The organism is Maribacter litoralis, from assembly GCF_003075045.1.
Classification (GTDB): Bacteria; Bacteroidota; Bacteroidia; order Flavobacteriales; family Flavobacteriaceae; genus Maribacter; species Maribacter litoralis.
The window spans coordinates 197,922-222,297 of sequence record NZ_QCZD01000002.1 but is presented as its reverse complement, the minus strand read 5'-3'; the positions used below and the strand labels follow the sequence as shown (position 1 = coordinate 222,297).

The 24,376-nt window shown below is 36.1% G+C and carries 21 protein-coding genes; all 21 read right to left on the bottom strand.

All coding sequences use genetic code 11. The features are described from left to right. Positions 1-4: 4 nt before the first annotated feature. Complete coding sequence (locus DCS95_RS08245; RefSeq protein ID WP_116770335.1) at positions 5-1,252, bottom strand: ABC transporter permease; 1,248 nt, start codon at positions 1,250-1,252, stop codon at positions 5-7. A 115-nt stretch (positions 1,253-1,367) separates the two neighbouring features. Next, complete coding sequence (locus DCS95_RS08240; RefSeq protein ID WP_116770334.1) at positions 1,368-1,586, bottom strand: hypothetical protein; 219 nt, start codon at positions 1,584-1,586, stop codon at positions 1,368-1,370. Further along, the gene (locus tag DCS95_RS08235; protein WP_116770333.1) at positions 1,576-2,109 is read right to left on the bottom strand and encodes a DUF420 domain-containing protein; all 534 of its coding nucleotides are present in this window, start codon (positions 2,107-2,109) and stop codon (positions 1,576-1,578) included. Before DCS95_RS08235 ends, DCS95_RS08240 begins: the two co-directional genes overlap by 11 nt. 10 nt (positions 2,110-2,119) lie before the next feature. Continuing rightward, a complete protein-coding gene (locus tag DCS95_RS08230; protein WP_116770332.1) occupies positions 2,120-2,851 on the bottom strand; it encodes an SCO family protein in 732 nt (243 codons plus the stop codon). Continuing rightward, on the bottom strand, positions 2,851-3,480 hold the full coding sequence (locus DCS95_RS08225; RefSeq protein ID WP_116770331.1) for a hypothetical protein: 630 nt from the start codon (positions 3,478-3,480) through the stop codon (positions 2,851-2,853). Before DCS95_RS08225 ends, DCS95_RS08230 begins: the two co-directional genes overlap by 1 nt. Positions 3,481-3,602: 122 nt before the next feature. Then, a complete protein-coding gene (locus DCS95_RS08220; protein ID WP_116770330.1) occupies positions 3,603-3,986 on the bottom strand; it encodes a cytochrome C oxidase subunit IV family protein in 384 nt (127 codons plus the stop codon). A gap of 53 nt (positions 3,987-4,039) precedes the next feature. Beyond that, entirely contained in the window at positions 4,040-5,014 is a 975-nt protein-coding gene (locus DCS95_RS08215; RefSeq protein ID WP_116770329.1) for a cytochrome c oxidase subunit 3, read from the bottom strand. Positions 5,015-5,111: 97 nt separating this feature from the next. Continuing rightward, positions 5,112-5,693, bottom strand: coding sequence for a cytochrome c oxidase subunit 3 (locus tag DCS95_RS08210; protein WP_116770328.1), 582 nt, complete (start codon positions 5,691-5,693; stop codon positions 5,112-5,114). A gap of 2 nt (positions 5,694-5,695) precedes the next feature. Next, positions 5,696-6,598 (bottom strand): heme o synthase, encoded by a 903-nt coding sequence (gene cyoE, locus DCS95_RS08205; protein WP_116770327.1) that lies wholly within the window; start codon positions 6,596-6,598, stop codon positions 5,696-5,698. Between the two features lie 228 nt (positions 6,599-6,826). Next, complete coding sequence (locus tag DCS95_RS08200) at positions 6,827-7,531, bottom strand: energy transducer TonB (RefSeq protein ID WP_116770326.1); 705 nt, start codon at positions 7,529-7,531, stop codon at positions 6,827-6,829. A 62-nt stretch (positions 7,532-7,593) separates the two neighbouring features. Beyond that, positions 7,594-7,941 (bottom strand): VanZ family protein, encoded by a 348-nt coding sequence (locus DCS95_RS08195; protein WP_116770325.1) that lies wholly within the window; start codon positions 7,939-7,941, stop codon positions 7,594-7,596. Between the two features lie 37 nt (positions 7,942-7,978). Then, the gene (gene gcvH / locus DCS95_RS08190) at positions 7,979-8,359 is read right to left on the bottom strand and encodes a glycine cleavage system protein GcvH (protein ID WP_116770324.1); all 381 of its coding nucleotides are present in this window, start codon (positions 8,357-8,359) and stop codon (positions 7,979-7,981) included. 133 nt (positions 8,360-8,492) lie between these two features. Continuing rightward, a complete protein-coding gene (sov, locus tag DCS95_RS08185) occupies positions 8,493-15,683 on the bottom strand; it encodes a T9SS outer membrane translocon Sov/SprA (RefSeq protein ID WP_425269155.1) in 7,191 nt (2,396 codons plus the stop codon). A gap of 5 nt (positions 15,684-15,688) precedes the next feature. Next, the gene (ruvA, locus tag DCS95_RS08180) at positions 15,689-16,270 is read right to left on the bottom strand and encodes a Holliday junction branch migration protein RuvA (RefSeq protein ID WP_116770322.1); all 582 of its coding nucleotides are present in this window, start codon (positions 16,268-16,270) and stop codon (positions 15,689-15,691) included. A gap of 73 nt (positions 16,271-16,343) precedes the next feature. After that, positions 16,344-18,638, bottom strand: coding sequence for an NADP-dependent malic enzyme (locus tag DCS95_RS08175; RefSeq protein WP_116770321.1), 2,295 nt, complete (start codon positions 18,636-18,638; stop codon positions 16,344-16,346). A 118-nt stretch (positions 18,639-18,756) separates the two neighbouring features. Beyond that, a complete protein-coding gene (locus DCS95_RS08170) occupies positions 18,757-20,076 on the bottom strand; it encodes an MFS transporter (protein ID WP_116770320.1) in 1,320 nt (439 codons plus the stop codon). Positions 20,077-20,243: 167 nt separating this feature from the next. Beyond that, the gene (gene queG / locus DCS95_RS08165) at positions 20,244-21,164 is read right to left on the bottom strand and encodes a tRNA epoxyqueuosine(34) reductase QueG (protein ID WP_116770916.1); all 921 of its coding nucleotides are present in this window, start codon (positions 21,162-21,164) and stop codon (positions 20,244-20,246) included. 177 nt (positions 21,165-21,341) lie between these two features. Next, positions 21,342-22,151, bottom strand: a complete 810-nt coding sequence (locus DCS95_RS08160; RefSeq protein ID WP_116770319.1) for a sulfite exporter TauE/SafE family protein — start codon at positions 22,149-22,151, stop codon at positions 21,342-21,344. A gap of 21 nt (positions 22,152-22,172) precedes the next feature. Then, entirely contained in the window at positions 22,173-22,586 is a 414-nt protein-coding gene (locus DCS95_RS08155; RefSeq protein ID WP_116770318.1) for a DsrE family protein, read from the bottom strand. Positions 22,587-22,606: 20 nt separating this feature from the next. After that, positions 22,607-23,287 (bottom strand): Tat (twin-arginine translocation) pathway signal sequence containing protein, encoded by a 681-nt coding sequence (locus DCS95_RS08150; protein WP_116770317.1) that lies wholly within the window; start codon positions 23,285-23,287, stop codon positions 22,607-22,609. Positions 23,288-23,293: 6 nt separating this feature from the next. Continuing rightward, a complete protein-coding gene (locus DCS95_RS08145; RefSeq protein WP_244178421.1) occupies positions 23,294-24,340 on the bottom strand; it encodes a c-type cytochrome in 1,047 nt (348 codons plus the stop codon). Between the last annotated feature and the right edge of the window lie 36 nt (positions 24,341-24,376).

The following is a 24,376-nucleotide window of genomic DNA, read 5'->3' as shown; positions in this document are numbered from 1 at the left end:
TAAACTATTCATCACGAAGCGCTTCGATCACATGAATTTTGGCAGCCCTCCAAGCCGGAAAAAACCCAGCAATAGCACCTGCTACGATCAGCACAAAAACTGTTGTTAAAGCCACATTGAAATTCACAGACGGATTTAAAACATAATCTACTTCTACATGCGGACCTACGATTTCCAGTAACCCCATACTCAAAATAAGTCCCGTAAAACCGGCAATTGCAGTAATAAAAATGGCTTCGTGCAAAATCATACCTACAATAGACCATGGTTTTGCACCTAGTGCTTTTCGAATTCCTATCTCTCTAGTGCGTTCTTTAACCACTATCAGCATAATGTTACTTACCCCTACAATACCAGCTATTATAGTACATACCCCTACAAACCAAAAGAAGAACTTTATACCTCCCATTAAGGCATAAAAACGTTTAGCCTCTTCCATAGGGTTGTACACTTGTATTGCACTAGTGTCTTCTGGAGCTACCGTATGTACTTTTTGCAAATAAGACTTTAAGTCGTTCTTAAATTTGATGGATTGTTGTACCGCCGCTTCAAAGTCTTCCATTGGTGGAAGCGTATAACTAAGGTTATTTAAACGATCAGCCCCATTGAAAACTTGTTGTGCAGTACTGACGGGAATATATATTCTATCTTCTTCACGCTCCCCGCCAATATCACCATATACCCCAACAATCTTAAAAGGAATACCGGACAAATCTAAATACTCGCCGATAGGACTTTCCAATTCATGAAACACCTCCCTATTTATCTTGTTACTGATAATGGCAACTTTGGCTTTTGCATCACCATCTTGCTGATTAAGAAATCTGCCAAGGGTCATAAACTCATTCTCTATAAACTGAAATTGATGTGACACCCCTTGCACATTATATGCCAACGATTCGCTACCATAATTGACAAATACATCTCTAACAAATAATCTAGGTGATTTGTTTTCAATTTGTTCCTGAAACAAAACACCGGCCATATCATAATTCTCGTTTCTAAACTGAATAGGTCTGCCGGGGTTCATACCCTTATAACCAATTGTAGTTACACCAGGCCAAACCCAAACACTTGTAGCCGCATCTTGCTCAAACTCTTTGGCGATACCATTTTGCATGCCCTGACCAAAACCCAATAAAATAACCAGAATGAAAATGCCGGAAGCTACGGAAAGACCGGTAAGAAACGTACGTAGTTTATTCTTGCGAATAGTATCGAAAATTTCTTGCCAACGTTCTAGATCGAACATAAGATTGATTGATTAGTATGATTGATTGATGAGCGTAACACAAGTGTCACACAATCATAAGACTAACCAATAATGAAAATGTTACAGTTTTTTTGAAAAAAATTAAGAATGAGTATTAAGTTCTCATTTTTCTGTAGATAAAATAGAAAAGACCAGCGACCAAAACATAGGGTACTGCCATTAAATAAACTATACCGTTATTTATTCCTTCTGCAGCTTTTCCGGTAGATTCACTTTCCAGAACTGCCCTGCACATAGCACATTGAGCTTCAACATCTATTGGAGCCAAAAAAACAACCAGTGCCAAAATCCAAAATATTTGTTTAGTACGCATAATAAGGAGATATCATTAAATAAACCACTACACCGGTAACAGCAACATATAACCATATAGGAAAAGTATATTTTGCCAAAGCCCTATGATCTTCAAACTTGCCCAAATAAGCCATCGCATAGGTTCTTAACACTAAAGGGATCAATGCGATAGACAATACGATATGTGTTATCAAAATAAAATAATACACATATTTATTTGCACCATCTCCACCGTAACTCGTTGAATCGGAAGTCATGTGGTAAGCAATATACATTACCAGAAATAATAAGGACAACACAATATTGGTTGTCATTAAATTCTGGTGTAATTTTTCATTACCATTTTTTATAGCCCATACAGCCACTAAAAGTAAAACTGCCGTTAAACCATTTATAGCAGCATAAATAGGAGGTAAAAATGACAAAGGTTCGACATTGGGTAATTTAACCCCAAATAGCACCGCTACAACTATGGGTATAATTATAGAAACCACTGCAATAAGCCTATTAAATTTTTTCTCGTCTTGAACCTTCCCTTGCATATCTGTACTCTTATTCTTCTAACAACTTTTTTATATCGGCTTTTAGAATACCTATTTCTTCCGTTTCACCATGATCATTGGTTCCTTTTTCCTCTAAAATAGCACCGCGGTAATATACAATAGGATTTCCAAATTCATCTATTCTAGATCTTAAATAGCCCTCTTTATCAACCAAAGCAAATAAACCCGAATGCTCAAACCCACCAGGTGCATCTGGCATTTCTGCAGCAAAGATATTGAAACCGGCATTTGCAAGATCATAAATAGCTTCTTGGTCACCTGTCATTAAATTCCAATTACCTTCTTTTATATTATACTTTTCCTGATATTCCCTTAGTACTTCTGGGGTATCAAATTTTGGGGTAATACTGAAAGATGCTATAGCGAAGTCTTCTTCGTTTTCAAAATGTTTTTGAATGTTCACCAAATTCGTTGTCATCACCGGGCAAATACTTGGACATCTTGTAAAAAAGAAATCTACAACATATACTTTACCCAAGTAATCCTTATTCGAAACTTGAATACTATCTTGATTTATAAATTGAAAAGAAGGTACTCTTCGTCGTTTACCATTAAGCAAAATGTAACCAAGTTTCTCGTTTTCAATTTCGCTAGATGTATTTAAACGGTCATTCTCAACTACCGAACCATCAGATAATCTATTTACTATTCTTGGAATTACAATGATTCCAAAGATTAGAACAATTAACGAAACCCAAACGTATGTGTATTTTTTATTCATTACTTAGATCTATCTGCATTATTCTTTTTTAAGGCAAGACGATATTCAGCCAAAATAATTTTAATATCATCTACCATCTTATTATTTAGATCCGCAACAGAATTTGAATTAAAGCCATATTTGGTTCCGTCATCTTCATCATCAGACCTACCTCTTAAAGTCAAGTCTTTATCTATGATAAAAACATAAGGGCTACTATTTTTAGTATCTAATTCAATATCGGTCTTTAGACTGGTAAAAAGAGTATTTATTTGTTTGCTATTTGCATAAACAAATTTCCACTTGTCATTATCGGCTAAAGTTGCCAACTCCCTTTTAAGCTCTTCTACTTGAGGTTTATCTTCTGGAGCAACCATCATAACAAATTGAAAGTCGTTAAACTCGTAGAAGCGCTTATATATCTTTTGATTCAAGTTAAAGGCATTGCCCTTTCTACCTTCTACATTAGAGCCTAAGAAACCCAATACCGTAATTTTATCTTTTAACTGGGTTTCAGAAGAGAAGTTCAGTTCTTGAACATTCTTGGTCAACTGAGACAATTTACCAAAGTTAGTAACCCCAGAAGCAAAGAACATATATGCTACTATAGGAAGCACAAACAAGACAACAAGAACAAAAGTCTTTTTCATAAGTTAAAAAGGCAAGTTATTGAAATACACTATAGTTTTCAATGTAATAAACTTTGAATACAAAGTATACAAAAATAAAAAAGACGGTTATAAAACCGTCTTTTAATATTGTTAATTATAACCTAGAAGTTCCAACTTATAAAACCATCCTTGTAAACATTATAAATATAATCTGCTTCTACCAAGAGAATGAATGTCAAATAAACTACTAAGAAAATCGGAGTCCAGACTATAGCTCTTCGTAAAGAAGATTTTTCATCACGCAAGTGCATAAAATCCCATGCTATATAATATGCCTTAACCAAGGTCAAAATAATAAATACCCAGTTGATCAATTTCATTCCAAGTACATAAGTATCTGTTAACGACTCTGGTTTAATGATACCTAAAACTACTTCTACGGCGGTTATCAATGTCAAAAAAGCTAATACTCCCCAGATTTTCTGTGTGTTAGATTTGAACTTTACAAGCCCTCTAAAAATCTCTAATTTATGTCCGTCTGCCATGTTACTTTAATCTAAAATTCTATTTACAGTAATGCTGTTTATTGTTAAAAGGATTATACCAAGTAGAAAAAGGTAAATACGAATACCCAAACTAAATCTACAAAGTGCCAGTATAAACCAACTTTTTCTACCATTTCATAATGCCCTCTTCTTTCGTATGTACCAAGAATAACATTGAACCAAATAATAATATTGATCACTACACCGGAAAATACGTGAAAACCGTGAAAACCTGTGATGAAGAAAAAGAAGTCAGCAAATAATCTGCTACCGTATTCATTATGAATTAAGTTAGCACCTTCCACCACTTGGGTAGCATCTGCCAATTTAGCCAAAGAAGCTTTTCTATCTAAAAGTGTTTTTTCACCTTCTTCATTAATCGTCTCGGTTCTGATCAATATATTAGAATCAGCCTTAAAACCTTCAACCACTTCTTTTAAAGAAACGCTTGTAAGACCTGGTTCTTGATAAAACCAAATACCGTTCTTTTTTTCATGCACAACTCTTGAATCGGGAATCGATGCTGCGAAATCGGATATAGCTGCTCTTTCTCCAGTATCAGCTTTTACAAACTGTAATATTCTACCACCTTTAGTTTCTAAGGCACCGTAATCACCTTTTATAAAAGTACCCCATTCCCATGCTTGAGAACCTACGAAAATAATACCTCCGATAACGGTAGCAAACATGTACCAGATAACGGCGTTTTTCTTCATTTTATGACCTGCATCCACAGCTAATACCATAGTTACAGAAGACATAATTAAAACAAAAGTCATAAAAGCCACATAAATCATGGGGTAATTACCATGAAAGAAAGGAACGTGTGTAAACACCTCGTCCGCAATTGGCCATGTTTCAATAAACTTAAATCTTGAAAAGCCGTAAGCTGCTAAAAATCCAGAGAAAGTCAAAGCATCCGAAACAATGAAAAACCACATCATCATTTTACCATAGCTTGCCCCTAAGGGTTGATTACCTCCGCCCCATACGCTTGTTTCCGTTCCCGTAGTCACCGTAGAATTCATATAATTATTTATCGTTTTAATAAAACTTTAGCAAATTTACATCTTTTTGAACTATTTAAAAACGCAATTTGCCCCAAAACTAATTTTGATTCAATTTTTATTTTACAAAGAACATAAATAACACTAAATAGATCCATAATAAATCTAAAAAATGCCAAAATGTAGCCCCTAAGGTAACACCTAAATAGTTCTCTGGACTATATTTTCCTTTGTTTTGATTATACAATACCACCAATAAAGATATCATACCTGCTACAACATGCACAACATGCACCATTGCTATTAAAAATACAAAGGATACTTTAATACCACTTGTTGGTCCCGTAAAATAATATCCTTGAGCAACCATTTGTGAAAATCCAGAAAACTGAAGTAACACAAATAGAATACCTAAACCTAACGTTATCCAAAGCCATTTAGTACCACTGGCACCTTCACCATCTTTAATTGCTTTTTTTGCAAGCATATAACTAAAGCTACTAATGATAATAACGATGGTACTATATAAAAAAGCATTCGGCAATTGAATTTCACTAATCCAATCTTCTCTTGAGCGACTTACGATATAAGCACTTGTCCAACCTGCAAAACTCATTAGAAGACTTATAATACCGAACCAGAGCATCATTTTTTTTGCCCTAGCTCTTTTCTCTGCTTCCGTTCCTTGTGTTAAATCCATAATTAAGCTAAAAATTTATCTACTACGTATACTATTTGCATCAAGGTTATATAACTAACACTTGCAAGCATTAATTTTCTTGCGGATACATTATCCCTTTTTCTATATAACTGAAAAGCATAACCCAACATTACAGCCCCCATTAAAAAGACAATTACCGCAGAAACAATCGATAAATGCAATCTACCGGTTATACCAAATACGGGAATTATCGAAACCGCCATCATCCAAATAGTATACATTATTATCTGAAGCACCGTTGCCGCGTCTTTTTTGCCTGTTGGAAGCATTTTAAAACCACCATTTTTATAATCTTCATCTAACATCCAACCTAACGCCCAAAAATGTGGAAACTGCCAAAAAAATTGAATCATAAATAACGTACCGGGTTCTATTCCAAAATCATCGGTAGCTGCAACCCAGCCTAACATAAAAGGAATAGCACCTGGTATAGCACCAACAAATACCGCCAATGGCGTTATCGTTTTTAAAGGTGTGTACACGCTTGTATATAGAAATATTGAAATAGCGCCGAACATGGCAGTTTTGGGGTTTAATAGATAAAGAGACAATACCCCAAATACTGTAAGAACAATTGCTACGGTCATGGCAATATTCACAGACATGCGCCCAGCTGGGATCGGTCTATTTTGTGTCCGCTTCATTAAAGCATCCAAATCTTTTTCTATGACCTGGTTATAGGCATTACTGGCCCCAACCATACAATATCCACCAAATGCCAATAACAGCACTTGTGTCCATTGAATTTCGTAAGCACCTAAAAAATAACCTGCAATGGATGAAAAAACGACACTTATAGCTAATCTAGCTTTAGTAATCTCCTTAAAATCGGCAAAAATCAATGCAAATGCACTATTCTTTGCCGAACCAACGGCCGTCTTCATACTTTTTAAAATAGGTCTGCAAAGATAACGCCCTAGTCATATTTCTGCAACCTAAAACCTTTATTTCTAGCTTTATTGAAGGAGCTACAATTTGCACTTAAAAAGAAATAGCAGAAAACTCCAAATACCGTTGATGTTTGTACGGGTATTCATTAAAAAAGTTTAGAGCAAAAAAAAAGACCCTGAGCAAAGCTCAGGGTCTTTTTACATATAAATACTAATATAATCTTATTGTAGCTTAAAGTTGATCGGAATACTAAAAGGAACACGAACCGCTCTACCTCTTTGCTTACCAGGAGTCATCTTTGGCAATTTACTGATAATTCTAGCAGCTTCTTTTTCTAGGTTTTTATCTGGACCACGCATTCTAACGTTACCAATACTTCCGTCTTTCTGTATTACGAACATTACACTAACTCTACCTTGAACACCCATTTCTTGAGCAATTTCAGGATAACGGAAGTTTTTACCAATGTGCTTTTGAATCATTTTGTTGAAACAAGCTCTTTTATCGCTTTCGTTTTCACAACCAGGAAATACAGGTACATCTTCAATAACTGCGAAAGGTACATCAACATCCTCTTCGATTTCTTCTACGACAACGTCTTCAACCTCAACGATTTCTTCTTCTTGACTAGTTTCCGTAGACTCGATTACAGTTTCCTCAACCTCTTCTTCATCTTCTACAACTTCAATAATTTCTGGTGCAGCTGGTGGCGGTGGAGGTGGTGGAGTTTTGATCTGTTCTGTCATTGGAACTTCTTCATCTAAAAGATCATCCACATTCATAGAAATATCATAATCATTTACCTCATCATAGGTTTTCCATTCAAATGCTATAAAAGTAAATAACATTACTACAAATAAACCGATAACGAAATAAAGACTGCTGTTCTTTGTTAAATCCGCCTTTGGATTCTTTTTAGGTTCCATATATATTCAATTTAGTGATTGCTAATTTAACTAATTAATCCATAAAAATGCAACTAAAATTTTCATTTTAACGACGGTGTTCTAAAAAACAGAAATCTTATTACAAACATTCCTACAAATGCTCCTATTGAATTTGCCAATGCATCAAAAGGATCACCATGCCTATCCGTCGTTAATACATGTTGTAATACCTCAATAATTATGCCGTATAATACAGCAAATAAAACGATGTACCACAACAACTTAGATCGCTTCTCGAGTTGGTCGGTTTTATTCCTTATTGCCATGTACCCCAGAACTACCATAACCGAGTAAAAGGTAAAATGTACAGCTTTATCCATATGCGGTATATTGAACCTAGAGGCACCAACACCTGATAAAGAAAATAAGCTGGAAAATGTTACGAACATGATCCAGCTTACAAAAAGTACTTTAAAAAAAGTGTTTTTAACCACCTATAATCTCTTTATACGCAACATCGCTTAGCAAATCTTCTAGCTCACTTGCGTTACTGAACTTAATTTTTACCATCCATCCTTCACCATAAGGATCTGAATTCACTTTTTCCGGCTCATCTTCTAAACCTTCATTGAATTCAACTATTTCACCAGATAAAGGAGAGAATAAATCAGATACCGTTTTTACCGCTTCAACAGTTCCAAAAATAGCCTCACGATCTAAAGTTTCATCTAAAGTGTCCACTTCTACATAAACAATATCACCTAATTCACCTTGTGCAAAATCTGTAATACCTACCGTAGCAATATCACCATCTATCTTAACCCACTCGTGGTCTTTTGTATATTTTAATTCAGCTGGTATGTTCATTATGTTCTTTAATTATTTTTTTACTTCGGCAAATGTAAAGTTTTCAACTAAGGTTATCAAAATAATTACCCATGTTATAGTTTGTTTAAAAGTCTACATAATTATTACAGGCAACTTTTATTAAACCGCCTTATTAATTACCGAAATTATAACGAATTGTAAATCCTGTATTAATAGTTGTTTGCGGAAAGGCTGTAGAAACAGCGAATTTAGAGAAAGAGTGATCATAAAAGAACAATGCATTTAAACTCTTACTTAACGCATAATCTGCAGTAAACTTTAAGGACATTAAATTTTGACCAGAAGTAATTTGATTATTATTGATATCTAAATTTCTAATGATAGTTATATTATCACGCAGGGTAACATCTGCCTTTAAATTTAAATCGCCCTTCAACCTAGTCTTATTACCACCAATGTTGGTCACGAATTTTACATCTTTAAAACGGTATCCCAGTCCAACGGTATATTCCTTACCATTGATCTCGGTCATTAAATCATTATCAAAACTTAATGACAATGCTCTATCTGTTCTAACCTCTGCCAACACACTTACCGAATTGATCATTTCAAAATCTACACGTATCAACGGATTAAACTGATCCGTAAGTACTACATTGTTCAAAATCAAATCGGGTAGAATATCGAGATTCTCTTCATTTATTGCAAACTCACCCGGATTATCTTTAAGCAACTGTACCTTCTCTAAGTTTGTTTGGTACGAGTTTATACTATATGATGCACGATACCCATGACTCAATGAAAAACGCTTGAATTTCTTTTTAAACCACTTACTCTTCATTAAACCGGTGTACTTAATGTTCCAGTTAGGAATAGGAATATCTCTAAATGTATCTAAGTTTACACGCTCAGCATCTTGCCCGGTATACGCAGCAAAAAACGCTGGTAACAATACCTCTTGTTGCGTTTTACCGTATAATTCTGGAAACCCGTCTTCATCAAGATCACCTATAGGTTGCGATCTATCTGACACCAATCTATTGGCAATTGTGATTCTATTATCTTTAAACTGCTGAAAAGTACTGGAGTCAAACTCATCACTTTTACCAAACGCAGTACCGATCATCATTGTAGAGATACTGAAACTACCATAGTTATTACCCAACTGTAGGTTATACTCTTGATCAACAACATTAAAGTTTTCTTGATAACTGTCTGAGTATTGCCTGTCTGCCACCAAGTCAATGGTAATATCCTTAGTTGGTTGAGCCGTAGCGGTAATATTCAGTTGTTTATTTGTTCTTTGGATGAATTGCTCGTTGAAATCTTCAAACCCAGTTAACCATCCATTTCTTGCCGCCTCATAACGAACATCTGATTGACTACCGAACAAGAAACCTATAGTAGGCTTAGTTGTACCTACAAAACCTACAGATTGTGTATACCCCGGAAGCACTGTACCATTATTTTCGCTATAATTCAAGTTCACTCTTTTTACCATGGTTACAATATCAACCACTGTATTGAACAGGTCACTTGTTTTACTTTTTATTTTTTCCTGATCTTCCGCTAACGCTCCAGATTTATCCCTTCTTATTGGTCCTCTTGAATTTGCTTTAGGCGCTTCGCGTTTTTTAAGTCCTAACATATCATAGAACTTTTGCATGGTCAATGAAGACGTTAACGTATGTGTATTTGCATTTTGCACGGTATTGATATATTCGCCGGCTACCTCAAATAATGCATCACCACCTCTTTGCCAATCAAAATTACTGGTATACGAATATTGTGTACTAATAAAGTCTAATGCAGGAATCTTTGAAAAAGGCACTTCATAATTCAATTGCATTTGTTGCGAATGTCTATTAGGTTCTCCAACATCGAAGAAACCGTCCCACATACCCAATTCATTCATAATACGATCCGTAGATTCTAAAGGCTCATCTTCGTTTAAGTAATTTCTAACGATATTGTTGTTAGAACCTGTCAAATTCAAACGTAGTGATTTAGTTAAATTATAATTTATAGCATATTGCCAATTGAACAAATAGTTACGCTGTTGCAATTCTGGTAACTCCAATCTATCCTCACCATCGGTGTATACATCTCTAAATCGTTGCGCATTAAACTGCCTATTGATATTAGAGGTAACCCCAATGTTTGATGGCAATAAATTTAAATTAAGGTCTTTTAACCATTTCCAATACTTACCTGTAAAAAGGGAATCTTTTTTAGCAAATGGCGCCACTTCAACAGGATCAAAACTATGATTATATACAAAACCGGTATTGACACTTTGCTCTTTTAACTCGGCTATTTCAAAGTCTCTATGGTTAGTTTCATTATAACTGTAGTTAAAAGTGAAGTTTTCTATATCATAGAAATTGGCATCTGCCTCTTCTCCTCTATCTTTTCTTACGCCTATTAAATTGATACTGGTTCGTTTTGTATAGTCTTCCGCTTGTTCCAGAACCTCATCTTTACCTTCTTGGGTATCTTCGGCAGCAATTCTATCTTCTAATTTAAGATCATCATACACAGGATCAAACTCAGGAGTTATCAATTGCTCGGAAACCCCATAATTAAAAGGCAACTGAATTCCCCATTTCTTCGGAAGCAATTGACCTACATTAACATTGGTAACCACATCATAAGAAATTGCATCTTCACGGGCACGTTCATTGGGCATTTGATCTATGGAACCAAAACCAGAAGTACTTTTACTACCGGTTGCACTAAAATTAGCAAAATCGGCAATATTACCATCTACCGCAGCAATTGCTGCCCAACCACCATTATTATCCAATCCCGCAAGACGAAGTTCATTAAACCATACCTCTCCTCTTGCCGGTAAAATATCTTGATTCTTTACACCTACCATCATAGTACGTATACTACCTAAAGATGGGTTACCTTTAATACCGATACGAAGTCTACCTGGCGTACGAACATCGAACTCACCAACCGGAATTACTTCCCCATTGTCAATCTCAAAGAACCGAACATCATCTAGATCACCATCTGCGATCCATTGCGATTTCACCTTGGTCAAATCGCTCAACTCAATATTCATCTCATTGTTCTCCGGCCATATTTCTTCATCGGATACCGCTGTAAAAGGGGTGAACTCCAAAGGCAATTCTATTTGATAGTAGTTTTGGGTAAAATCTGTACCCATTCTTAAGAAACCAACCAAAGGTGTTGATGAATCTGCATAATCACTATCCACAATTTTTTCAGCGTGAATAAACATTTTCAATTTCTCATATTGACGAATGTCTACATTCAAATTTTTGAACACCCCTCTAGAATCTTCAGACTCTAAATTAGATACCGTTAAAGAAAGAGATTGTTCATTTTGGCGAATAATAGTATTGTTGTTGTTCAACTGCTCCCTAATAACACCAGGTGGCAATACATAAGGTATAGGTGTTCTACTGCTATTCTCTTCAATATTTACCGTATTTACATCTAAAGTGGTACCATCATTAGTTGGATCACTATCGATATCAGTATCTTGTAACGTATTGGTATATGTACGCCAATCTCCCCTAACCAAATCCAATGTTGCAAAACGTAGAATGGTAGGGCTATTGAAACCTGTCATATACATACGCATAAAACTAATAGACCTAAAATCTGTAATACCACCAACTGCATCGGTAAAATCACTTAACGGAATCTTATATTGGATCCAACGGTAATTTACATCATCTCCATTAGGAATTCGTGTATCTCCACTAGCCGTACCCTCAATAATATCGGTTACATACTCGTCATTAATTGTAGTATTCGGTTTTATGGCAATTCTATATTCATAATAACTGTTTACGGTATTCATTGTCAAATCTCGATCGACATCTTCAACATCAGGTAATGTCGTAGAGCCTCTATCGGTATCGGTTACCGAAACCGGCGAGTTACCTTGGGGATTATTAAAATCTTGATACCTCTCAAGAATACTTCCATCCCTATTCAAATAATATACATAGTTATCTAAAGCAGGATCATCTCCATCGTTATTGGAATATACATCGGCCTCACGCGCATCATCCAAACCATCAAAACCTATATCCTGTAAAACTCTATTATTTTCGTCTGCATCAAAAGCATATACTAATGACTGTGTAGCGGGCACCTCACCCCATGAAGTAGGAGAAACAAAATCGTTACTGTCAACACCTGGTAATCCGTTTTCGTATTGCTTTTTACCATCGCGCAAAATATCTTCCGATATATTACCTAAATTTAACACCAACTCACCTGCTCCATTTGCAATACCGTCTACATATGGATCCATGACCCAAAACTGAACAAATTCTACATTACTCTGTTCAAAATCGGTACTACTCAATGAACGCATCATACCGCCCCATTTTTCAGACGGAGCTTCGGTCTCAAAATCGGGATTATTATTGTAAGGCCCTTTTACTTCTGGATAATACACCATATCCAAGGTAGTTTGAACCTGTGTTTGCCCTTGCGCTACATCTGTTTCTGGAAAAACTTCATCAATATATACTCTACGTGTAGCGTTAGTTGAAATATCATCATCACTAACAGTGGAAGGTCTTTGCGTAGTATAAAAAATAGGATCAATAGTATACCAAGACAATTTTGCCCTGCCATAACCATTAAGTAAGTTATTTGCATCTTCTGGAGAACTACCAAAAGATTGATCATCATTACCAAATTCCAAAGGCATACTAGAGAGTGACCACCCAAGCGAGGCTCTAATATCTATTAATGCCTGTGCACCTTCAAAATCATCTAAATATGTGGTAGTTTCCCCTTCAAAATCGGCATTTTTAGGTGAGCTAGGAATTAAAGCCGCCATTTCTGCCCTAACGGAAATATTAGAAGGCACATCGGTATCTATATTAGGTAACTTGTTTACCATACGGGTCAAAAAAGGAACCTCTGTAGAAAAGTTAGTGTTCAACCCAAAAATGGTATTGTTTACAGACTCCACTCCGTATGTAGATTTCTGAGTTAAGGGTCGTTCGTTCAAGTTTAACAATGTACCGCCTAATACAAATTTCTCATTAAACTGATGCTCTACATTAACACCTGTAAAACGACGCGTTTGCTGCCCGAAAACTGCATTATTCTCTACGGATATATTAATAGGCACATTTGAAGCCTCTAAACTTGGATCTAAAATTTGAACCGTACCCGATTGATAATTTACCGTATAATCTATACCTTCTTGTAAAGTTCTTCCGTTAGCGGTAACCGTTACAGAACCCTGTGGTACATTGAATGCACCAATAGAAATACCGTTACTACCTTCTGATTTATATGTACCTTTTAATAAGAACTTATTTTTTTCGGGGTCTTGCAGAGCAGCCGTTTTGGTCAAGGCATACATATCTCTAAATACATACTGCTCTTGATTGGCGTTATAGCCAGATGTTACGTCGTACTGACCACTGTTACCATTTTCCAATTTTTCATATAAATATTCTCCAAAAGGTTCTACCGTGGTAAATATTATACGCCCGTTCTGCACATCAATGGTTTGCCCACTAATAAAATCAAAGAAACCATCTCCACCAGGCTGAATATCATTATAGACATTTAACCTATCTAAATTAAAGACGTTCAATAATATATCTTCCTCTAAACCTTCGGGCCAACCAGAACCGGGTCCTTCTTCTATGGGTGTAATATAATTTCTTGCCGTAGGGTCAGAATATAAGATGTTCATCTTAAAATCCTCTTCACTTAAACTATAAGCCCCTGTTGCATAGATATTCTTCATCATCAAATCCCAAATAGGATCAGTAATGTTGGTAATATTACTTTTAAGAAGTTTAAGTATTAAGGTATTGTTTTCAATAACCGTACTTACGTCTTGAGTTACTGTTGTAGCTTCAATTCCTCCATTCGCAAATTCACCTACTTGATAAACCTGCCCTTGAAACGTATATTGGTAAGCAACCCCCAAAACCTCATCATTACTTAGTCGTTGGTTTAAAGAAATATACCCTAGCTGTGAATCATAATCAAAATCTCTTCCTTCTTCTAGTTTTCTGGCATTTTCTAAGTATGCATAATCAAAACCTTGGTTAGGTGTATAACCAGCGGCAAAACTAGCGTCATTAAATCCGCTTTCTACCGTAGCAATCTCCCTAATGTTATCGTTTAACGCTCCATTTCCTGTAAGTATCAAGGCAGGATCGTAATCATTGGCGTTGTTTCTAGGTCTTAAATCGGCAGGACCATTAAAAAATCCGCCAGCACTACCATTATTTTGACCCACCCTGGTCTTAGTAATATCTGCCTCACCTAAATCTTGAATAGCCACAACATTACGTACATTCAATGTTTGTTGCGTTCTATTCGTAATCCAAACTTCTATACGGGTAATTTGAACCTGACTCTGTATATATGGGTAAGACGAAAGTGCATTATCATAATTATCCCTAAAATACTGTGATAAGAAGAAGTGTCTGTTTTCATCATAATCCAATGCAGATAAAGAGAATTCATTTACAGTTCCACCACCTTGGGCAACTACAGTGTTATTTTGTGATCGTTGTTCAGAAAAAACAGCCGTTACAGATGTTTTACCAAATTGTAATTTTGTTTTTACACCAAATAAACTTTGAGCTCCCGATATTAGCGAACTATTAAGAGGCATATTAACGTTACCCACTTCTATAGATTGAATTATATCATCTTCGGTAGGTGTATAATCGAGCTTTACGATGTTTTGAAAATCGAAAGTTGCCTCGGTGTCGTAATTTGCCGTTACTTGTAAGCGTTCACCGATTTTCCCCAACATACTTAGACTAATACGCTGATCAAAATCGAACGATAGGTTGGTTCTATTTCTTGGGGATAAAGAAGGATTATCATTCTTTTGCCAAATAACGCCCAAATCCATCGCTACGGATCCTTGTGGTATTATCTCAATGGTATTTCCACCAAAAATGGTAGAAAAGAAATCATTGTTAACATAAAAATTAGGCAGTAAATTTTTTCGAGCCTCTTCACTTCCTTCTTTTTTACCCGAATAAGCATCAGATTTTTCTTTGAAGTAAGATTTTATACCCTCTTCTTGAATCAGTTTAAAATATTGATCAGGTGTAAGAATAATCGGATATCCAATGTTAAAATCGCCAACACTCTCATTATAGATATATCTATCCATTTCTGGATCATAAATATACCTGGAAACAATACTATCTGGATTTTCAATTAGAATCCTTCCTAAATCAAAACCAGTTTTTACAGAATCAATCTCCTGCTCTTCAGTCTCTTGTGCCACTACCGTAGTTATGGAACCAAAAAACATAAAGAATACAAAGATGTGCTTAAAAGAAATTTTAAGAAATTTAGTTACCCCGTTTTTCAAACTTATTACAAATTTTTGAGCGCGAGTTTAATTATATTCTCTACGCTTAGAGAAGCATCTTGACCTAGCACTTTATCGACAACCCTCTCTGATTGTTTACGTGCGAAGCCTAGAACTTCTAAAGCAGATAACGCTTCATCTTTATTTGTATTGTTTGTACTTAACGAAAGTTCGTCTATATCGTAAACTTTTAAGACCTTATCCCTAAGATCCAAAATTACCCTTTGTGCGGTTTTGGCACCGATCCCTTTTACGGCCTGTATAGCAGCAACATCTCCATTTGCGATAGCATCCCTTACTTGAGATGGTGACATAGAAGAAAGCATGGTTCTTGCTATACTTGAGCCAATACCAGAAACCGACAGCAACAACCTAAATATTTCTCGCTCGGATTTCTCCACAAAACCAAACAGTGTGTGCGAATCTTCTTTCACTTGTAGGTGTGTAAATACAGAGATATTTTCCTGCTCTGGAAGCTTTGAAAAAGTATTTAAAGAAATATTTACAAAATAGCCAACACCACCACATTCAATAATTACGTGAGTTGGGTTTTTCTCTACTAATTTTCCTTTTAAGTGATGTATCATAATCTTAAAAATTAAAAGGGAAATAAGTATAATTACCGATTTCCCTTACTTGCTAAATTATTTTTAATAAAATTTATTTTGAACTTTTTGCTTTCTTTCTTCTTTCTCTCTCTTGCGCATCTATTACTGCAATGGCAGCCATATTCACAATTTCATCTACACTTGCCCCCAACTGCATAATGTGAACTGCTTTTCTTAAACCAACCATAATTGGGCCTATTGAGTCTGCACCGTTTAGCTCTTTTAATAACTTGTACGTAATGTTAGCAGATTCCAAATTCGGAAAAATTAAGGTGTTCACCTTTCTACCCGCTAATTTTGAAAACGGGAACTTGCTTTCATGCAACTCTTTATTCAGCGCGAAATCTGTTTGAATTTCACCATCTACAACCAAATCGGGCGCAGTTTCATGAAGAATACGAACCGCTTCCCTAACTTTTTTGGCATTAGGATGCGTTGACGAGCCAAAATTGGCATAACTCAACATTGCAAGTACAGGGTCAAAACCAAAAGTTGACGCTACATTGGCCGTCATTTGTGCAATGTCTGCCAATTCTTCTGCATTAGGCTCTATATTTATAGAAGTATCCGCTAAAAATAAAGGACCCCTTTCGGTTATCATAATATTCACCGTAGCCACTTTTTTAACCCCAGTTGCCCTACCGATAACTTCTAAAATTGGTTTTACTACTGTAGGATATGCTCTTGAATAACCAGAAACCATTCCGTCCGCATCACCTTCAAGAACCATCATTGCACCAAAATAATTACGCTCGCGCATTTTTATCTTTGCACTGTAAAAAGTAACTCCGCTTCTTTTTCTACTTTCCCAGTATTTAGTAGCATAACGAACATGACGCTCATCAAAGTCTTCTGACATTGGATCGATAATAACAAGGTCAGCATCAAACTCCAATTCTTTTTTAAGCTCAAGAATAATCTCTTTTCTTCCCAAAAGTATAGGTATTGCAATACCTTCTTCATGAACGATCTGAGCAGCTTTCAATACATCTAAATGATCTGCTTCTGCGAAAACTATTTTTTTGGCGTTCGTACGAGCTCGACCGTGCAATAACCTAACCACTTTATTATCGTTACCCGACCTAAGCATCAATTCTTCCTTGTACTTATCCCAATCGGCTATCGGTGCTTTTGCCACACCGCTCTCCATTGCTGCTTTAGCAACCGCCGGTGGCACTTCATGAATTAATCTCTGGTCAAAAGGTTTTGGTATAATATATTCCCTACCAAAAGTCAATCTTGTTTCACCGTATGCAATGTTCACCTGTTCCGGTACGGGTTGCTTGGTCAATTCTGCCAAAGCCTTAACCGCTGCCATCTTCATAGCTTCATTAATTGCAGTAGCCCTAACATCTAACGCGCCCCTAAATATAAACGGAAACCCAAGTACGTTATTAACCTGGTTAGGATGATCAGATCTACCCGTTGCCATAATAATATCTTTTCGGGTATCTATGGCCAAATCATAAGCTATCTCAGGATCCGGATTTGCCATTGCAAAAACAATTGGGTTCGGCGCCATTGACTTTAGCATATCAGGCGATACGATATTAGCTATGGAAAGTCCGATAAATACATCGGCATCTACCATTGCCTCATCAAGAGTATCAATTTTTCTATCCGTAGCAAATTCTTTTTTGGCAGCCGATAAATTTTCGGCGTCTTTTCTAATAACACCCTTACTATCTAACATTACGATATTTTCGGCCTTGGCACCAAAAGCCTTATATAGCTTTGTACAAGAAACTGCTGCGGCACCGGCACCACTGATAACAATACGAACTTCTTCAATTTTCTTTTCTGCTATTTCAAGTGCGTTCAATAACGCTGCAGCAGATATAATTGCCGTACCGTGCTGGTCATCATGCATAACAGGAATATCCAATTCCTCTTTTAATCTACGTTCTATTTCAAAAGCTTCTGGAGCTTTAATATCCTCAAGATTGATACCTCCAAAAGTTGGGGCGATCATCTTTACGGTCTCAATGAACTTATCTACATCTTCGGTATCCACTTCTATATCAATACCATCGATATCGGCAAAAATCTTAAATAACAGACCTTTACCTTCCATGACAGGTTTTGATGCTTCAGGACCAATATTACCTAGACCTAAAACAGCGGTACCGTTAGAAATTATTGCTACAAGATTACCCTTGGAAGTATATTTATAGGCATTATCCTTGTCTTTAGCTATTTCTAAACAAGGTTCTGCCACACCTGGCGAGTAAGCCAAGGCAAGATCTCTTTGGGTACTATATGGTTTTGTAGGAACTATTTTTATCTTACCTGGTTGAGGTTTAGCATGGTACACCAATGCTTCCCTTCTTTGCTTCTCCTTGCTCATACGTTCTATTTTAAAAGGTCAAATTTAAAGGTATTCTTCAAAAAAGTGTAAATAGTAACGGTATTTATGCAAACAAAATAAATGGAACCCTTACAAAAAGGAAAAAGTGGAATATTTACTACAGATCAATAACCTGGGCTTTGCTCCTTACATTTAATCTAAGCGCCAACATACCAGAAATTGCAAAGAATGCTCCTGCAAACAACATCGCATTTATTGCGTTATTACCTAGTACATATTTATATATAGGTCCAAATGTCAAAGTCTCTATTCCCATAGGTATTACGATCATCATATTTAAAATACCCATATATACTCCCCTTCTATCTTGGGGCACAACTTTTGACACCATTGTATAAGGTATACCCATCATTGCCGCCCAACCAATACCGAATAAAACCATTGGCACCAAAACCAAAATAGGATCGGTAATAAATGGAATAGAGAATAAGGACACCGCCGTACCAAACAGGCTTAACGCATATACTTTTTTACCTCCAAATTTCAAGGTCAAAGGTACCAAAGCTAAAGCTACTAACATGGTGACAACATTATAAGTTAAACTCATTTGCGCTGATTGCGATGCTGCTTCTCCAGTAGTATACCCCATGGTCAACTTGAAAAGAGGTGTGGTATACTGCCAATAAATAAACAATGCATACCATTGAAATAAATAAACCGCCCCTACTCGCCACATAAATTTGGGCATTCTTTTTATTGACTCGGCAATTTCTTTGAATGGAAACATTATCCGTTCCATTAACGGTTTGGACTTTGCCGCATTTATTTCTTCCAACTCCATTGATGATGGAGGAATTTCAGGTGTTTTTAATACCGAATAAAGTATGGTAGTAATAGACAGAATTGCACCGATATAGAATGAATAATATAACCACGTTGGTATGGTGCCTGCCACTTCTACAGATTCACCTCCAAACAAGTATTGAAACAAAACAATAGATCCGTTTGCCAAGAGAATACCGGCCCCAACGAATAGACTTTGCATTTGGTAGCCTAAACTTAATTGCTTTTCGGGCAACTTATCACCTACAAAAGCACGATAGGGTTCCATAGCCATATTATTACCTACGTCTAAAATCCATAAAAGTCCGACGGCGAACCACAAAACAGGACTTGTAGGAAATGCAAAAAGACACAAACTACCTAAAATTGCCCCAATCAAAAAATAAGGTTTTCTTCTCCCCCACCGTGCAGACCAAGTTTTATCTGACATTGCCCCAATAATTGGCTGAACGATCAAACCCGTTACAGGGCCCGCTATATTCAAAATAGGCAACATATCTTCTGGTGCGCCTAGATAAAGAAATATAGGGTTAATAGCCGTTTGCTGTAATCCGAAACTATACTGGATTCCTAAAAATCCAACATTCATATTAAATATCTGCCAAAAACTAAGACTGGGTTTGGTTATTTTCATCAAGGAAAACTTTTATAATTTAATGGTCAATTTTAACATATTCATATAAAAATCATGCTATAACTTAGAAAAACATAATTTAAAGTAGCAACCAATATAATATAAATAAGTCTCCTTTGCTTAATTATCTAAAGGAAAAGCCTACGAAAACGATTGAGAAAATGAAATTATTTAAGAAACTCTATATTTCTAGTAAGGCCACTAAACTTTGTTCGTTTAACGGCAGATTTTTTGAAGACCTTTTGAAAAACCTCTAGGGTAATTTCTTCCCAGTCTTTTTTACTCATAGAAAGTAGTTCAGGGTGGGGATTGAATAAAGGCTCATTGTGCGATTTAGAAAAACGGTTCCATGGGCAAACATCTTGGCAAACATCACAACCAAACATCCAATCATCAAAAGAACCTTTCATCTCATTTGGAAGTTCATTTTTTAACTCAATGGTAAAATACGATATGCACTTACTACCATCTACCACGTAAGGTTCAACAATTGCCTGTGTTGGGCAGGCATCTAAGCAAGCGGTACAAGTACCACAGTGATCGGTAACGGCATGATCGTACTCCAGCTCAATATCAACTATTAATTCCGCTATAAAATAAAAGGAACCTACTTGTTGGGTCAAAAGGTTACTATTTTTACCGATCCACCCCAGTCCGCTTTTTGCCGCCCATGCCTTATCTAAAACCGGAGCAGAATCAACAAAAGCACGACCATTGACCTCACCTATTTCTTCGGTTATAAATTCTTGTAATTGCCTAAGTTTATTTTTTATAATGTGATGATAGTCTTGACCGTAGGCGTATTTTGAAATTTTATAGGCATCTTCTCGCTGGGTTTCTTCCGGGTAATAATTTAAAAGAAGGGAAATAACGGATTTAGACCCTTCGACCAATTTTCTTGGATCTAACCTTTTATCGAAATGGTTTTCCATATAGCCCATTTCACCATGCATATTTTTATTGAGCCATTTTTCTAACCTAGGTGCTTCTTCTTCTAAAAAATCTGCTTTAGATATACCACATGATAAAAAACCGAGGCGTTTGGCTTCGGTTTTTATAAGATCGCTATTCTTTTGTTTTAAGTTCAGGGTCAAATAATTTAAAACTAAATTACGATTATCATTCTAATTCAATTTATCATTGTTATATTAATTATGGTAACCCACTATACCTGCATAAATACGGAGAAAAACATCCTATTACACAGTTTACAATTATTTCATCTTTCATCTAACTTTAATAAATCATAATTGATTTCAAATAAACTATGTTTCGCCAAAAAATAATTCTTTAACCATTATACATAGAACAATATATATTAAGAACCAACCAAAATATTTTTTCAACTTTTCGCCCTTTACAAATGTTGAGAAATAGCTTCCTAAGAGAATACCTAAAACAGAAACCAACGTAAAGCCAAATAGAAAAGACCAGTTGATTTCAACACTGAGAATATCACCCAAGAAACCAATGAGGGACTTTAAAGCTATAATGAACATTGAAGTGACCACTGCATTTTTCATTGGTAAACGCAAACAGATTACAAGTGATGGAACTATAAGAAAACCGCCACCTATACCGATAACACCTGTTAAAACACCTATCAGCACCCCAGCTATTATCATTATTGGATAGTTATAATACAACTGCTCAAAAGGGTTATGATAGACCTTATTATTATGTATCATAGAATACCCAGATACCAACATCAAAACAGCCAGTAAAAATAGTATCGCAAAATGTTGTGTTACAACATAACCGAAAAGACTAAATAGTTCCTCTGGAATAATAGGAATGAGAAATTTACGAACCAGAAACACTGAAATAAAAGTTGGAATACCAAAAAATACAACTATCCTAAAATTTACAAGTTTCTTCTTTAAATTACCTAAAGCGCCTATTGTAGCCGAAGTGCCAACAACAAACAAAGAGTAAGCTGTGGTCGTTACCGGACCAATGTGGAAAAAATAAGTAAATATGGGAATTGCCATTAATGAACCTCCACTACCAATCAGTCCCAAAACTACCCCTATAGCCAACGCACCAAAATATCCTAATATTTGGGTAATTTCCACTTCTGTTAATGATTAAGTTTTTTACTTACCTTCTTTTATATAGCCCCAGCCTTGCTTTTGCTTAGAAATAATTTCATAAATACCATCAGGAACCGTTCCTACGCCCGGAATTAAATCTTTCTCCGTTTTTTTATTTCGCTTCATCGTGTTTTGACAAACCACGATAGAAATATTATCGTTGTTAATGATTTCGCGAAGAGTTTCACCTGCAACTGACGAATTTTTATCCACCATTGAATAAGCACTACTATAAACAACCAACTCAAATTCTGAAGTTGGATATGATTCAGACATCAATCTCAAATGTCGCGCTGTAGAGCGTTGTACATCGGGACTACCACTAGTAAGATCAAACACAACTTTAATAGGTTCCTTTTGGGAAAACAAGTTTAAAGACAGGGAAAAAAATGCTATAAATATTATTATATTTCTCATGTTATTATATTTTTTATTAATTAGTTTCCAGCAAAAATATAGCCACATCCGTTCTGCTGCGCTCTACCCAAAGCCCAGACACCAGAGGGAACAATCTGTATTTCTGGGTGAACCGCATCTACCCATTCTTGATATACCTTCTTAGCATCCAAACCCATTTTTTCTGCGACAGCACCACTGTAAACTGATAGTGCCAAATTACAGACACAGAACATTGCGCCACGCTCTTGCATTTCTTTAATACCTTGAATTACCGGCATTGGAAAATCACCATTTTGAGGCTCATAATAAGGATTGCGCAAAGCTGCAGCATTGGTAGTATTATCATTTACTCCGAATACTTCACCTAACTTATATTTTTTCCAAACTTCTGACTTCAATGCAAAAGGAATAGCATTATGGCGCAATACTGTCATGGCAGTTATATCATCATCTTTTGAACCCGTTTCATTATTACTTAGATAAAAAGCCCAATTCCAAATAATTGGAAATCCGTCATGAGGCGTAGACCCATCATAAACAATGCGATGGGTACCCTTAATTTTATTGAACCAATCATCCGCTTCCGCCATTTTTTTATCATCGCAATTTGGCATTGCTGCATATACCGGTCCGGTAATTAATGACAAGGTACTTGCCGTGGCCCCCATTAGCACCGCACCCATAAACTTTCTTCTAGAACTCTCGTTTTCTGTTTTCATACTTACTTATTTAGATTTAACAATATTGTATTCACTTTTGTAATATTCCATAATCGGTAAAAAAGGTCCTATTTGATGCTGCCGTATTGAAAATGTATCGGCATACGGGGGATATGGAGTTGATACCGGCTTTTTTTTTAGATCGGGAAAATCTCTTTCGCGATTTTTTTTGGATGGTCTATCTTGTACATTGATATATCCGGCAACGTCATAAGCCTCTTCATCGGTCAAAATTGGATTCTCGTAGGTAGCGCCATATGGCATGTTTGCTTTAATAAATCTTGCTGCCGTAATTACCCGGGTCATACCTGCTCCATCATTATAAGAATCCTTACCCCAAAGCGGTGGGTATTGATATCCATACCCTACTTTCGCCTTTAAGCCTTGACCGTTTTCAGCATGACATAAAACACATTTTGCCTTAAAAACCGCTTTACCTTGTTTAATATCAACCGCCCTGTCGGGAATATCTATTTTCACAAATCCTTGCCCTGAAATTTTTCCATCTTCAGGGGCATACCTGCTAAGCCAACTCATATAAGCTAACAACCCCTTCATTTCCTTACTTTCTATAGGCATAGGTTTTCCGTTCATACTGCGCTCCATGCATCCATTTATACGCTCCTCTATTGTGCCTATTTTATTCTCCCTTCCCCTATATTGAGGAAAACGATTTATTATACCAACTAGTGGAGCGGCGTATGCTTTTGTACCTGACCAGAGGTGACAATTATTACAAGACAATTTATTACCTGCATACACACCGCCTTTAGCTTTACTACCATTTCCGATATACTTGGAGGTGTTTTGAAAAAGATCATAACCAAATCGTATTAAGTCATTATCTTTTGAATCATCCAATTGAGAAATATCATAACTCATATCGTAATCTTTGCTCAAGGAATTTTCAATTCTTTTTTCAACTGTTGGCTTATCTAAACAACTACAGAGCAGAAAAATAGAAATGAAGCTTAGACTCATTAAAAGCTTCAAATAGAATGGAGTCTGTACTTGTGCCGAACATCTAGGTTCAGAATTAACAATATCTATCATCTAGTTTTATTTAACTGCAACATATTGCCCTAAGGG

Bases quoted from the DNA above. Each gene is read 5' to 3' on its own strand.
- DCS95_RS08245 (WP_116770335.1), bottom strand. From the start codon at position 1,252: ATGTTCGATCTAGAACGTTGGCAAGAAATTTTCGATACTATTCGCAAG.
- DCS95_RS08240 (WP_116770334.1), bottom strand. From the start codon at position 1,586: ATGCGTACTAAACAAATATTTTGGATTTTGGCACTGGTTGTTTTTTTG.
- DCS95_RS08235 (WP_116770333.1), bottom strand. From the start codon at position 2,109: ATGCAAGGGAAGGTTCAAGACGAGAAAAAATTTAATAGGCTTATTGCA.
- DCS95_RS08230 (WP_116770332.1), bottom strand. From the start codon at position 2,851: ATGAATAAAAAATACACATACGTTTGGGTTTCGTTAATTGTTCTAATC.
- DCS95_RS08225 (WP_116770331.1), bottom strand. From the start codon at position 3,480: ATGAAAAAGACTTTTGTTCTTGTTGTCTTGTTTGTGCTTCCTATAGTA.
- DCS95_RS08220 (WP_116770330.1), bottom strand. From the start codon at position 3,986: ATGGCAGACGGACATAAATTAGAGATTTTTAGAGGGCTTGTAAAGTTC.
- DCS95_RS08215 (WP_116770329.1), bottom strand. From the start codon at position 5,014: ATGAATTCTACGGTGACTACGGGAACGGAAACAAGCGTATGGGGCGGA.
- DCS95_RS08210 (WP_116770328.1), bottom strand. From the start codon at position 5,693: ATGGATTTAACACAAGGAACGGAAGCAGAGAAAAGAGCTAGGGCAAAA.
- cyoE (WP_116770327.1), bottom strand. From the start codon at position 6,598: ATGAAGACGGCCGTTGGTTCGGCAAAGAATAGTGCATTTGCATTGATT.
- DCS95_RS08200 (WP_116770326.1), bottom strand. From the start codon at position 7,531: ATGGAACCTAAAAAGAATCCAAAGGCGGATTTAACAAAGAACAGCAGT.
- DCS95_RS08195 (WP_116770325.1), bottom strand. From the start codon at position 7,941: ATGTTCGTAACATTTTCCAGCTTATTTTCTTTATCAGGTGTTGGTGCC.
- gcvH (WP_116770324.1), bottom strand. From the start codon at position 8,359: ATGAACATACCAGCTGAATTAAAATATACAAAAGACCACGAGTGGGTT.
- ruvA (WP_116770322.1), bottom strand. From the start codon at position 16,270: ATGATACATCACTTAAAAGGAAAATTAGTAGAGAAAAACCCAACTCAC.
- DCS95_RS08175 (WP_116770321.1), bottom strand. From the start codon at position 18,638: ATGAGCAAGGAGAAGCAAAGAAGGGAAGCATTGGTGTACCATGCTAAA.
- DCS95_RS08170 (WP_116770320.1), bottom strand. From the start codon at position 20,076: ATGAAAATAACCAAACCCAGTCTTAGTTTTTGGCAGATATTTAATATG.
- DCS95_RS08155 (WP_116770318.1), bottom strand. From the start codon at position 22,586: ATGAGAAATATAATAATATTTATAGCATTTTTTTCCCTGTCTTTAAAC.
- DCS95_RS08150 (WP_116770317.1), bottom strand. From the start codon at position 23,287: ATGAAAACAGAAAACGAGAGTTCTAGAAGAAAGTTTATGGGTGCGGTG.
- DCS95_RS08145 (WP_244178421.1), bottom strand. From the start codon at position 24,340: ATGATAGATATTGTTAATTCTGAACCTAGATGTTCGGCACAAGTACAG.